At 69.0% G+C, this 12,270-nt stretch carries 9 protein-coding genes and 2 tRNA genes; 2 read left to right on the top strand and 9 right to left on the bottom strand.

The features are described 5' to 3' along the window. The 7 genes from pgaA to Q5Z10_RS14415 form a co-directional block, all read right to left on the bottom strand. A complete protein-coding gene (gene pgaA, locus Q5Z10_RS14445; protein WP_303636105.1) occupies positions 1-2,040 on the bottom strand; it encodes a poly-beta-1,6 N-acetyl-D-glucosamine export porin PgaA in 2,040 nt (679 codons plus the stop codon). 356 nt (positions 2,041-2,396) lie between these two features. Further along, positions 2,397-3,602, bottom strand: coding sequence for a CynX/NimT family MFS transporter (locus Q5Z10_RS14440; RefSeq protein WP_303636104.1), 1,206 nt, complete (start codon positions 3,600-3,602; stop codon positions 2,397-2,399). A gap of 222 nt (positions 3,603-3,824) precedes the next feature. Further along, positions 3,825-3,901 (bottom strand) — tRNA-Pro (locus Q5Z10_RS14435). Between the two features lie 139 nt (positions 3,902-4,040). Then, positions 4,041-4,117, bottom strand: a tRNA-Pro gene (locus Q5Z10_RS14430). A 56-nt stretch (positions 4,118-4,173) separates the two neighbouring features. After that, positions 4,174-4,287: a cytochrome bd-I oxidase subunit CydX gene (gene cydX / locus Q5Z10_RS14425; RefSeq protein ID WP_303636103.1), complete on the bottom strand. Its 114-nt coding sequence runs from the start codon at positions 4,285-4,287 to the stop codon at positions 4,174-4,176. A 27-nt stretch (positions 4,288-4,314) separates the two neighbouring features. Further along, positions 4,315-5,469, bottom strand: coding sequence for a cytochrome d ubiquinol oxidase subunit II (gene cydB, locus Q5Z10_RS14420; protein ID WP_303636102.1), 1,155 nt, complete (start codon positions 5,467-5,469; stop codon positions 4,315-4,317). Positions 5,470-5,484: 15 nt separating this feature from the next. Beyond that, positions 5,485-7,068 carry a cytochrome ubiquinol oxidase subunit I gene (locus Q5Z10_RS14415; protein WP_303636101.1) on the bottom strand — a complete coding sequence of 528 codons (1,584 nt, stop codon included), beginning with the start codon at positions 7,066-7,068 and terminating at the stop codon, positions 5,485-5,487. Positions 7,069-7,296: 228 nt separating this feature from the next. Here Q5Z10_RS14415 and cydD point away from each other — a divergent pair, with 228 nt between their 5' ends. Both cydD and cydC read left to right on the top strand, forming a co-directional pair. Then, positions 7,297-9,042 carry a thiol reductant ABC exporter subunit CydD gene (cydD, locus tag Q5Z10_RS14410; protein ID WP_303636100.1) on the top strand — a complete coding sequence of 582 codons (1,746 nt, stop codon included), beginning with the start codon at positions 7,297-7,299 and terminating at the stop codon, positions 9,040-9,042. Beyond that, positions 9,039-10,718: a thiol reductant ABC exporter subunit CydC gene (gene cydC, locus Q5Z10_RS14405; protein WP_303636099.1), complete on the top strand. Its 1,680-nt coding sequence runs from the start codon at positions 9,039-9,041 to the stop codon at positions 10,716-10,718. Before cydD ends, cydC begins: the two co-directional genes overlap by 4 nt. A gap of 54 nt (positions 10,719-10,772) precedes the next feature. Here cydC and Q5Z10_RS14400 read toward each other — a convergent pair whose 3' ends face one another. Together Q5Z10_RS14400 and metX are read right to left on the bottom strand one after the other, a co-directional pair. After that, the gene (locus tag Q5Z10_RS14400) at positions 10,773-11,117 is read right to left on the bottom strand and encodes a DUF1294 domain-containing protein (protein WP_303636098.1); all 345 of its coding nucleotides are present in this window, start codon (positions 11,115-11,117) and stop codon (positions 10,773-10,775) included. Then, on the bottom strand, positions 11,117-12,229 hold the full coding sequence (metX, locus tag Q5Z10_RS14395; protein ID WP_303636097.1) for a homoserine O-acetyltransferase MetX: 1,113 nt from the start codon (positions 12,227-12,229) through the stop codon (positions 11,117-11,119). Before metX ends, Q5Z10_RS14400 begins: the two co-directional genes overlap by 1 nt. Positions 12,230-12,270 lie beyond the last annotated feature (41 nt).

The following is a 12,270-nucleotide window of genomic DNA, read 5'->3' as shown; positions in this document are numbered from 1 at the left end:
TCATTCTCCCCAGCGCAGCACGGCATCGAAGCCGATATGACGTTCACGTTGGCCGTCGTACACCGGCCGCGACCAGCTCACGCCGTATTCGAGGATCCGTCCCTGATCGAACTGCCATTCGTGGCGATAGGCCACGGTGGGGATGAGTGCGCTGCCAAACCCTTCCTGCCAGTAATTGCCGAGCGACACGGTCAGGCGGTGGCGGAAGTGGCGCTCGTAGTGGCGCCACAGCTGCTGATCGATGCGCAGGCCCACTTCCACCGACCGATCGCGCGAGGGGTTGAAGTAGGGCGCGTCATCGCGGCTGCCACGGCTGGTGTAGACGCTGCCGAGGCCGTCGATCAACAGCCGCGGGCGGGTCAGCAGGCGCTGTTCGATGGCGCTGTTGAGGGTGTCGCGACGGTTGCCGTCGTCATAGCGGAAGCGGCTGCCGCCGATGCTCCAGTGGGTGCGCTCGCTACGCGTGTACTCCACCGCCACGGCGACGCTGTCGGCGGTGATGCCGGCCACGCGCGCCTGCATCGAGGCCTCCGGATCATTGCGCGCTGCAGTCACGCCGGCGTGCCAGCGGTCGTTGAACTGCCAGCCGAAACCGCCGCGCAGGCCGGTGTCGCCGATGCTGTCGTTGGGACGCATTACCGCGGCCTCGGCGTCGATCCGGTCGAAGCGGTAGCGCACGCCGGCACCGATCCACAGCGGGTCGATCTGCTGGTCCTGGAAGTCCACCGAGCGGCGGTCGGCAAAGGCGAACAGGCGCCAGCGGTCGTTCAGGACCGGGCTGGCCACCTCCATGCCGTAGTGCAGGTCGTCGTTGCCCAGCGGCGACGTTCCGCCACCACCGGAACTGTGGCCGCCTTCGACCATGGCCATCAGCTGCCAGCCGCGATGCGCGCGCCAGTCGCGATCCATGCGCTGTACCGAGGGCTGGGTCGGGTAGCGTGCCAGCAGATCGTCATGCAGCGGCCGCGCCAGGTCGTCGCGCTGCAGCTGCACGTAGGCCTCGTACATGCCCAGGCGCGGTGCGATGTCACGCGGGTCCAGGGTGTAGGCCATCTGGTGGCGTTCCAGCGCCCGCCGTGGCCAGCCGCGCATCTGGTAGACGCTGCCCAGCGAAGTCTGCAGGCCACCGTTGCCGGGGCCGACCTCCACCAGGCTTTCCAGTTCACGCTGGGCGGTGGGCAGGTCGCCGCTGTAGGCGCGCACCATCGCCAGGTTCAGATCGGCTTCGTAGCGCGCCCAGTTCTCGAACGGCGCCTTGCCGCCGCCCCAGCGCCACGCCGGTTCGTCCTTCTGCCAGGCCTGCAGGTAGCCGACCGCCTTCTCGGCCTGCTCGGTTTCCAGGTAGGCATAGGCCAGTTCCGAGCGCGACTGGAACCGCGAGGGATCGTTCTTCGCGGCGGCCTCCAGCAGCGGAATGGCTTCGTCCGGATGCTGGGTGGCCATCATCGAATCACCCACCGCCGGCAGCACGTAGTCGGGGAGCGCATGGCCCTCCTGATGCAGCGCACGGGCTTCGTCACGGACCTGGGCGTGGCGGGCCAGCCGGTTGAGCAGGATCAGCCGGTCCAGGCGGATGCGCAGCGGTGCCTGTGCCTGCGGCGTGCCGTCGCGCTCGACGTAGCGCTCCATTTCCGCCAGCGACGCTTCGGCCTCGTCCAGCCGGGTATCCTCGGTCGCGCCGTAGGCCAGGCTCCAGCTGACCAGCTTGGCCACGTAGTTGGCCTCCAGCCGCGCCTTCTGGTCCTGGTCGAACAGTCCAGGCCGCGCCTGGTACAGGCGCCAGGCGCGGTGGGCATTGCCGATGTCGCCCAGGGTCAGCACCTGCAGCTTGTACAGCAGGTCGTCCTCCGGTTCGCGCAGCTGGGCGCGCTCGATCGCCGCCAGGGCATCGACCCAGCGCGCCTGGTCACGGTAGCGGCCGATTTCGGCGAGCCGGTCGGCCCGCGTGATCGCGGCGGGCGGCGGCGCCGCAACGGCCCAGGACGCCAGAGTGGCGCAGGCCAGGCCAACGCAGAGCGCCAGCGGACGGTGGACAACCATGAGACCCCCTAAGCATCCATACTTGAACGATGTGCGTGAAAGTGTGACGCACATCACATGCCAACTCTACCTGATGCGTCCGCAGGGAGGCCAGTGCCTGCCTGTACCTGGTTGACGGAGAGTGCTGGCGGGACCGGCCACCCTGGCGTGGGAGGCTGCAGGGCGCGCACCGGCGCGCCTGTCGCCGGGCCGTCCCCGTTCCCCGCACCGGTGCCGCCGGCACGCCCTGCGTCATCCAGGCTGCCGCTCCTGGACGCGGAGCGGGTCAGCTTTGGACACGCTACGTCACCCGTTGCGGAGACGGTGTGTAGAGCGTGGGCGGCCGGCCGGGGGGAGGAGCGCGGCCGTCGCCGGGGTCACCAGAGGTCTTCGAGCTTGCGGGGCTTGCAGGCCACCCACGACGCACACAGCATCAGCGTGGCGCAGCCGAACAGGAAGGTGAAGGGCAGGGTCCAGCTGTTGCTGACGCTGTGCAGCCAGCCGACCAGGAACGGCCCCAGGCAGCTGAAGCTGTAGCCCACACCCTGCATGAAGCCGGACAACGCGGCCGAACCGGTCGGGGTGCGCGTGCGCAGGTTGATCAGGGTCAGCGCCAGCGGGAAGGTGGATGGGCCCACGCCGAGCAGGCAGGCCCACAGCAGCGGCGCCTTCATCGGTGCCAGCAGCAGGCCGGTGAAGGCGATCACGAACGAGAAGAAGCCGATCAGCACCAGCGGGAACGGGTTCTGCAGGCGCACCGCCAGCGAGGGGATGACCAGCGAGGGCAGCAGGCCCAGTGCCGAGAACACCGCCACCATCACCCCGCCGAAGGCCGGCGTGGCGCCGGCCTCGACCACGATGCGCGGCAGCCAGGTGAACATCGAATAGGTCATCAGCGAGGTCATGCCGAACATCAGCGTCATGCTCCAGCCCAGCGAGGTACGCCAGACCCTGCCGTGCGGCTGCGCGGTGGGGTCGGTGGTGTCGGCCACCGGCTTCGGTGCGCGCCGCGCCAGCATCAGCCACGGCAGTGCGGCGGCCAGCGCCAGCAGCGCCCACATGCCCAGCGACACCCGCCAGCCGGCGGCATTGGCCACCGGCACCGCCAGCAGTGCCGGCAGCATCGTGCCCAGCTGCAGCACGCTGATGTACAGCGTGCTCATGGTGCCGACCTTGTTGGCGAAGTAGCGCTTGACCAGCGGGGGGACCACCACGTTGCCGATGCCCATGCCGGCCAGCGCCAGCACCGAGCCCAGCAGCAGGGTGCCGACATTGCCGGCGCTGGAACGCAGCAGCAGCCCGGCCATCGCCATCACCATCGCCAGCAGGGTGGTGCGTTCCAGGCCCAGGCGCCGGGCCAGCGCCGGCGTGGCGACCCCGAACAGCGCGAACGAGGCGGTCGGCAGCATGCCGAGCACGCCGGTCATGGTGGTGCCGAAGCCGAACTGCTGGCCCAGCAGGTCCAGCAGCGGGGTGATCGAGGTGACGGCGGTGCGCAGGTTGACCGCCGCCAGCAGGATCGCGGCGAAGGCCAGTACGCGTCCGTGCAGCAGCGACGGCGAGGGGGAAGTCTGGGACGTCATGCGGTGGTCCTTGCAGGTGGCGCATGCCGGCAAGCGGCGTGCAGCGCCGCCATCGGTACGTGCCGATGCGGCAGGTGGGGGAGGTGCGGCGCGGTCGCCCGGCAGCGGCGCCATTGTACGTGGACCGTCCCGAACGGTCCGGCCGGCCGCCGCTGCGGGCGCCGGATACAAAAAAACCCGGAGGACAGTGATGTCTTCCAGGCTTCTTGGTGACCACCGGAGTGGTCGGGGAGACAGGATTCGAACCTGCGACCTCTACGTCCCGAACGTAGCGCTCTACCAGACTGAGCTACACCCCGAAGGGAGCCGCCTATTCTAGCCATTTCCCCCGATGGCGGCAAGGGGGAGGGCCGTACTGCATCGCTGCCGTGGCAGCGGCTCCTGCGGGGAACAAAAAAGCCTGGACGACTGCACCAGGCTTCGATGCGACCACCGAAGTGGTCGGGGAGACAGGATTCGAACCTGCGACCTCTACGTCCCGAACGTAGCGCTCTACCAGACTGAGCTACACCCCGAAGGAGCCGCCAAGAATACGGTGTGAAGACCGTATCGGCAACCCTTTTTTACAGTTTCAGTGCACTTCCTTGTCGGTACGGCCGCTTTCGCGGGCTTCGAACCACATTCCGTTGAGGATGGCCACGACCGAAGCCAGTCCGGCACCGAGGATCCAGGCGAAATACCACATGCGAGTTTCTCCTATCAGGTGGGGATATCAGTACGCGTTGGGGTTGTCGCCCATTTCCTCCGCCGTCGTCTTGCCCTTCAGCACGCGGTACACCCAGGTGGTGTAGGCGAGGACGATGGGCAGGAAGATGGCAGTGGCCAGCAGCATGATCCACAGCGTGAGATGGCTGGACGAACTGTCCCAGACGGTCAGGCTGGAGGTGGGCTGGCTGGAGGACGGCAGCAGGAACGGGAAGATCGCAAAGCCGACGGTAAGGATGATGCCGGCGATGGATGCACCCGATGCGATGAAGGCCAGGCCGCCACGACGTGCGCGCAGCAGCACCGCGCTTGCCAGCGCACCCAGCAGGCCCAGCACCGGGAACACCACGGTCGCCGGCATGCTGCTGTAGTTGCGCAGCCAGCCACCGGCGGCGCTGCCCAGTTCGGCGGTCTTCAGCAGCGGGTTGGTCGGGCCGTCGGTCACCACCTGCGAGGTGATCTGGTAGCCCGGCAGGCCGAACGCCACCCAGGCACCGGCCACGGCGAACAGCACGAAGCTGATGATGGCCGCGATACTGCCATAGCGCGCCGCACGCTCGGCCACCGGGCCGTCGGTCTTGATCACCAGCATGGCCGCGCCGTGCGAAACCAGCATGGCCACGCTGATCAGGCCGGCCACCAGCGCGAACGGCGTGAGCAGGCCGAAGAACGAACCGGTGTAGGTCACGCGCAGCGTGTCATCGAAGTGGAACGGCACGCCGAGCAGCACGTTGCCCACCGCGACGCCGGCGATCAGGCCCGGCAGCAGGCCACCGACGAACAGCACGCGGTCCCAGTTGTCGCGCCAGCGCTTGGACGGCAGCTTGCTGCGGTACTTGAAGCCCACCGGGCGCAGGATCAGCCCGAACAGCATCGCGAACACCGCCAGGTAGAAGCCGGAGAAGCTGACCGCGTACAGCGGCGGCCATGCGGCGAAGATCGCGCCACCGCCGAGCACCAGCCAGACCTGGTTGCCTTCCCAGACCGGACCGACGGTGTTGATCACCAGCCGGCGTTCCTCATCGGTCCTGGCCACGAACGGCAGCAGGGTGCCGACGCCAAGATCGAAACCGTCCATCACGGCCCAGCCGACCAGCAGGATGCCGAGCAGCAGCCACCAGATCACGCGGAGCGTGGTGTAATCAAGTGCAATGAATTCCATCTGGATTCTCCTGCCTCAGGCCTGGCCGGGGGCAACGGCAGTGGGGGAAACAGGGCGGATGTCGGCCTGCAGCGTGGGCAGGATGTCGTCCGGGCCCTTGCGGATCGCCTTCAGCATCAGCTTGATCTCGATGATCAGCAGCACCGTGTACAGGCTGGTGAACACCGCCAGCGTGGTCAGGATTTCATGCAGTGCCAGGCCCGATGCCGCGTAGAAGGTGGGCAGCACGCCATCCACCGCCCACGGCTGGCGGCCGTACTCGGCCACGAACCAGCCGCATTCGATCGCGATCCACGGTGCCGGCAGCGTCCACACCGCCAGCTTCAGGAACCAGCGCTTGTCCTGGAAGTTGTTGCGGCAGGAGAAGTAGAAGGCCAGCGCGAAGAAGGCGATCAGGTAGAAGCCCAGGCCGGCCATGATGCGGAAGGTCCAGAACAGCGGCGCCACGCGCGGCACGGTATCCATCGCCGCCTTGGAGATCTCTTCCGGGGTGGCGTTGAGGATGTCCTCGCGGTAGCGCTTCAGCAGCAGGCCATGGCCGAGATCCTGCCAGTGACGGTCGAACATCTCGCGCGCTTCCAGGTCGTTCTTGTCCTTCTTCACCCGTTCCAGGGCGCCGTAGGCGATCTGCCCGCCACGGATGCGGTGCTCGGCGCGCTCCACCAGTTCCAGGATGCCCGGGATCGGCTGGTCCAGCGAACGGGTGGCGATCAGGCCCATCAGGTACGGGATCTTGATCGCGTAGTCGTTCTGGTGGGTGTCCTGGTTGGGAATGCCGAAGGCGGTGAAGTCGGCCGGGGCACGCTCGGTCTCCCACATCGCTTCGATCGCCGCCAGCTTCATCTTCTGGTGCTCGCTGGCGGCATAACCGCTCTCGTCACCCAGCACCACCACCGACAGCGAGGACAGCAGGCCGAACGCTGCGGCGACCGCGAACGAGCGGCGCGCCATGTCGCGGTGCTTGTTGCGCAGCAGGTACAGCGCGCTGATCGACATCACGAAGATCGCGCCGGTCACGTAACCGGCACTGACCGTGTGCACGAACTTGGCCTGCGCCACCGGGTTGAGCAGCACCGCGGCGAAGTCGACCACTTCCATGCGCATGGTTTCGGGGTTGAACACCGCGCCGGTCGGGTTCTGCATCCAGCCGTTGGCGATCAGGATCCACACCGCCGACAGGTTGGTGCCCAGTGCCATCAGCCAGGTCACGGTGAGGTGCTTGACTGGGCTCAGGCGCTTCCAGCCGAAGAAGAACAGGCCGATGAAGGTCGCTTCCAGGAAGAACGCCATCAGGCCTTCGATCGCCAGCGGCGCACCGAAGATGTCACCGACGTAGTGGCTGTAGTACGACCAGTTCATGCCGAACTGGAACTCCATCACCAGGCCGGTGGCCACGCCGATGGCGAAGTTGATGCCGAACAGGGCGCCCCAGAACAGGGTCATCTGCCGCCAGACCTGCTTGCGGGTCATCACGTACACGCTTTCCATGATGGCCACCATGAAGGACAGGCCAAGCGTGAGCGGTACGAATAGGAAGTGGTACATCGCGGTCAGAGCGAATTGCAGCCGCGACAGTTCTACGACTGTCTGATCAATCATGGCCTGGCTACCTCGTTGGATAGTGCCGTTGCAGGTGGCGGGAAGGGTGGTCTACGGGGTGAATGATGTGACCGACTACTTCAAACAGCCTTGATCCAGATCAATGTATGAATGGGTATGCAGGTCGATCCTATGCCAACCCGATGAAGACTGCGACCGCCGGCCGCAGGGGGAGGCTGTTGCCTGCGCCTACAATGCCGTCCATTCCCCTGTTGCCCGTGAAGAGCCTTGAGCGCCGCCGAACCGACCGCTGACGCCCATGCCCCCGACGCCGAAACCACCCGGCTGCGGCGCATCCGTACCGCCTGGCTGGCCGGCCTGGCCCGCGCCGCACGGGGCCGGCAGCGGTTGGCCGCAGCCTGCATCAGCCTGTCCGGCGCGCTGCTGATCGGGCAGGCAGCGGCCATTGCCTGGCTGGTGCAGCAGGTGCTGGTCGAACGTGGGCCGCTGGCCGACGGCCTGCCGGTACTGGCGGGACTGGCGCTGATCCTGGTACTGCGTACCGTGCTGGCCAGCGTCACCCAGGCGGCTGCCGGCGATGTGGCCGATGCCGCGCGCCTGGCCCTGCGCGAGCGGGTGTTCGCGCGCCTGCTCGCGCACGGCCCGCTGTGGTTGCGGCAGCGCCGCACCGGCGAACTGGGCGAACTGATGCTGCACCACGGCGATGCCATCGAGAGTTACTACAGCGGCTTCCTGCCGGTGCGCACCGAGGTGGTGGTGGTGCCGCTGCTGATCCTGGCCGCGGTGGCGTGGGTCGACTGGGTGGTGGCGCTGATCCTGCTGTTCACCGCGCCGCTGGTGCCGTTCTTCATGATGCTGGTGGGGTGGGGCGCCGAAGCCGCCGGGCGCGCGCAGCTCGGCGAGCTGGCGCGGATGAGCGGCCATTTCGCCGACCGCATCAAAGGGCTGGGCCTGCTGCGCCTGTATGGTCGCGGCGAGGCCGAACTGGCCGGCATCGAGGCCGCTGCCGAAGGCGTCCGCGTACGCACCATGAAGGTGCTGCGCATCGCCTTCCTGTCGTCCACGGTGCTGGAATTCTTCGCCTCGGTCAGCGTCGCGATGGTCGCGTTGTACCTGGGGCTGAGCTATCTCGGGCTGATGTCGCTGCACGCCAGCGTGCCTTCGCTCGGTGCAGGCCTGTTCTGCCTGCTGCTGGCGCCGGAGTTCTATGCGCCGCTGCGGCGCCTTGCCGCGCATTACCACGATCGCGCCAATGCGCTGGCCGCTGCCGCCGAGGTGCAACGCCTGCTGCAGGCACTGCCGGACGAACCGGACGCGGCCAGCACTGACGCGCCGGCGCTGGTGCCCGAACCGGCCGAGGCGGCGCTGCCGCCGCTGCAGGCACAGGGGCTGGTGCTGCGCCCGCTGGGGGCCAGCCACGATGTGCTGCAGGGCGTGGATCTGCACCTGGAACCCGGCCAGCGGCTGGCACTGGTCGGTCCCAGCGGCAGTGGCAAGAGCACCCTGCTGGAAGCGCTGGCCGGCTGGCTGCCGCCGCGCGCCGGACGCGTGCAGGTACGGCCGGGGCTGCAGGTGGCCTATGCCAGCCAGCGCCCGTATCTGTTCCACGGCACCATCGCCGAGAACCTGCGCCTGGCCGACCCCGGCGCCAGTGACGCGCGGCTGCGCGCGGTGGCCGAGGCGGCACAGGTGCTGCAGTTCGCGCAGCGCCTGCCGCAGGGGCTGGATACCCTGATCGGCGAGCGCGGCTTCGGCCTGTCCGGGGGCGAGGCGCGGCGTATCGGCCTGGCCCGGCTGCTGCTGCGCGACCCGCAGATACTGCTGCTGGACGAGCCCACCGCGTTTCTCGATGCCGACACCGAAGCCGCGTTGCTGGGCAGCCTGGCCGCCTATGCGCGGGGCCGCAGCGTGGTGGTGGCTACGCACAGCCCGGCGGTGATCGCCTGGGCGGACCGCTGCCTGCTGTTGCCCGAAGGCCGGCTGGTCGCGCCGGCGCAGGCGGTGCGCGCATGAGCCGCTCGCCGGATGCGCTGCGCGGCGTGTTTGTGCGCCACCGCGCGCGGCTGCTGCTGGCGGTACTGCTGCTGTGGACCACCATGCTGGCCGGCACCGCGCTGCTGGGCCTGTCCGGCGGCTTCCTGACCGCGGCGGCGCTGGCCGGTGCCGCCGGCCTCGGCCAGGGGTTCAACTTCTTCACGCCTTCGGCCGGCATCCGCGGCCTGACCATGGCCCGCATCGCGTCGCGCTACTTCGAAAAACTGGTGGGCCACGATGCCACCCTGCGCATCGCCCGCGACCTGCGCGTGTGGTTCTTCCGCCGCGCGCTGCCCCTGGCGCCGGCACGCCTGGGCGCGACCCGCACCGGCGAGCTGCTGGCACGCCTGCTTGGCGATATCGGCGAGGTCGACGGCCTGCTGGTGCGGGCGATCGGCCCGCTGCTGGCGTTGGCCGCGCTGTCGCTGGTGGGCGTCGCCTCGGCCGCGCTGATCCTGCCCGCCGCCGGCGTACTGCTTGCCGTGCTGGCGCTGCTGATCGGCATCGGCGTGCCCTGGTTCGGCGTGCGTGGGCACGACGATGAAGAGGCCGACCGTGCGGCGCATCGCGCGGCGCTGCGCACTGCGGCCTTCGAGGGCCTGGAAGGTGCCGCCGACCTGGCAGCACTGCAGGCCGGCACCGCGTGGCAGCTCAAGGTGCGGGTCGCGGCCAAGCAGGTCGCCTCGCGCGACCGGCGCCGGCGCTGGCGCCTGATCGCCGCCTCCAGCCTGCATGGCCTGCTGGCCGGGCTCGGCCTGGTGGCGATGCTGGCGCTGGCGCTGCACGCGGCCGAGCAGAACCGGATCGCCGCGGAAATGGCGGCCGGCCTGGTGTTCCTGACCGTGGCGATGATCGAACTGTGGGCCGGCATGGGCCTGGCCTGGCAGTCGCTGCAGTCCGGTCGGATTGCCGCCGCGCGCCTGCAGGCCATCGTCGAGCAGCCGCCGGCGGTGCTCGATCCGGCAACCCCGCAGGTGCTGCCGCAGACCGCAGCGGTGCAATGGCACGATGTGCACTTCCAGTGGCCGGGCGCGGTGCGGCCGGTGCTGCGCGGGCTGCAGCTGACGCTGGCACCCGGCGAGCGGATCGCGATCCGCGGCGACAGCGGCAGCGGCAAGACCACGCTGTCGAGCCTGCTGCTGCGCCTGTGGGATCCGCAGCAGGGGCGCCTGACCTACGGCGGGCTGGACCTGCGCGAGGCCAGCCAGGCCGACTGGCAGCGACGGCTGGCCTGGTTGCCGCAGAACGCTCCGGTGTTTGCCGGTACCGTGGCGGAGAACCTGCGGCTGGGCGACCCTGATGCCAGCGACAGCGCACTGTGGGCGGTGCTGCGGCGTGTGCGCCTGGGCGAGTGGGCTGAGCGCAACGGCGGCCTGCAGGCCTGGGTCGGCGAGAATGGCGCGACGATGTCAGCGGGGCAGGCCCGCCGCCTGGCGCTTGCGCGCGCGCTGCTGCGCAATGCGCCGATCCTGGTGCTGGATGAACCTACCGAAGGCCTGGACGTGGACACTGCGCGTGCGCTGCTGCAGGACCTGCCGCAACTGCTCGACGGCCGCAGCCTGCTGATGATCACCCATGACGATCTGCCCAGCGGCGTGGTGGATGTGCAGTACCGCCTGCGTGACGGGGTGCTGGAGCGGGAAACGCGTCGCTAGGTGCCGGCCCGCGTCGGCACCTGCGTGCATGGCGGCGTTTGCCCCGGCGGCCGTTCACCGCGGAAATTCGCGCAGCATCACCGCGATGGACGCGACGTTGGCCACCACGCACAGCCAGAACACCCACTGGAATTCCGCCTTGCGGTGCTTGTGGCAGAACAGCGCCTGCGCCAGCAGCGCACCCGGCCAACCACCGGCGAATGCCAGCAGCTGCAGCGTGCGCTCGGGAATGCGCCATTGCCTGCGCCGCGCCGCGCGCTTGTCATGCCCGTACAGTCCGAACGACACCGCGCTGGCCAGCAGGCACCAGCCGCCAGCCCACCGCGGCAGCACGCCGCTGACCATCAGCGCGAGCAGGGCGCCGAGCGCGGCCAGCGCCAGCGTGCGCCGCCACGCCACTACAGGTCGTCGAGGAAGCCGCGCACGGCCGGGCCGAAGCGCTCGAAGTCGACCAGGAAGGCGTCGTGGCCCTGCGGTGATTCCAGGCCGATGAACCGCGCATCGGCGCCCCCGGCACGCAGGCCGTCGGCGATCTGCTGCTGTTGCTGCACCGGGAACAGGATGTCGGTGTTGGCCCCGATGGCCAGCGCCTTGTCCACGCGGATCTTCGCCAGCCCGGCCAGCACATCGCCATCGGCATACTCGGCCAGGTCGAACCAGTCCATCGAACGGCTCAGGTACAGGTAGCAGTTCGGATCGAAGAAGCGCACGAAGCGGCGCGCGTGACCTTCCAGATAGCTCTCGACCTGGAATTCCAGCCCGAACGGATCGTCGTCGGCCTGGTCCGAATCCAGCCGCACGCGGCCGAACCGGCCATCCCATTCCAGCGCCGAACGGTAGGTGATGACGCCGAGCTTGCGCGCCATGCGCATGCCCGATTCGGGATAGGCGGCATCGTCGTAGTGGCCGCCGTTCCAACGGGGATCGAGGCGGATCGCCTCGCGCTGCAGCGAACGGATGGCGATGGAGAACGGCAGCGCCTGCGCACTGCCGGAGATGTTGATGTGACTGCGCGCGATGCCCGGATGCAGCATCAGCACCGCCAGTGCCGTCATGCCGCCCATCGAATTGCCGACGATGCAGGCCAGCTGCCCGATGCCCAGCGCGCGCACGACCTCGACCGCGGCGCGCGCGCCGTCCTCGATGGACAGCTCGGGGAAATCGAGCCGATACGGTTCACCGCTGGCCGGGTTGAGCGAGGCCGGGCCGGTGGAGCCCTTGCAGCTGCCCAGCGAGTTCACGCAGATCACGAACCAGCGGTCGCTGTCGATCGGCTTGCCGGGGCCGACCATCGCCTCCCACCAGCCCGCGGCCGGATTGGCCGGGTTGGCGGCCGCGTGCGCATCGGGCGACAGGCCGGTGACGATCAGGATCGCGTTGCTGGCATCCGCGGCCAGCGAGCCCCAGGTCTCGTAGGCCACGCGCGCGCCGAGCAGGGCGCCACCGCGCTTGCATGCAAAGGGCGAGGGCAGGGCGTGGAAACGGGTGCCGGGCGGAATGAATTCGGTCATGTCGACATTCTAGCGGTGCCGCATGTGCAGCTGGCGACACG

The sequence above is a fragment of the Stenotrophomonas sp. 704A1 genome (genome assembly GCF_030549525.1).
In the GTDB taxonomy this organism is placed as follows: Bacteria; Pseudomonadota; Gammaproteobacteria; order Xanthomonadales; family Xanthomonadaceae; genus Stenotrophomonas; species Stenotrophomonas tuberculopleuritidis.
The sequence above is the reverse complement of the archived record's forward strand: the minus strand, read 5'-3'. Positions and strand labels throughout refer to the sequence as shown.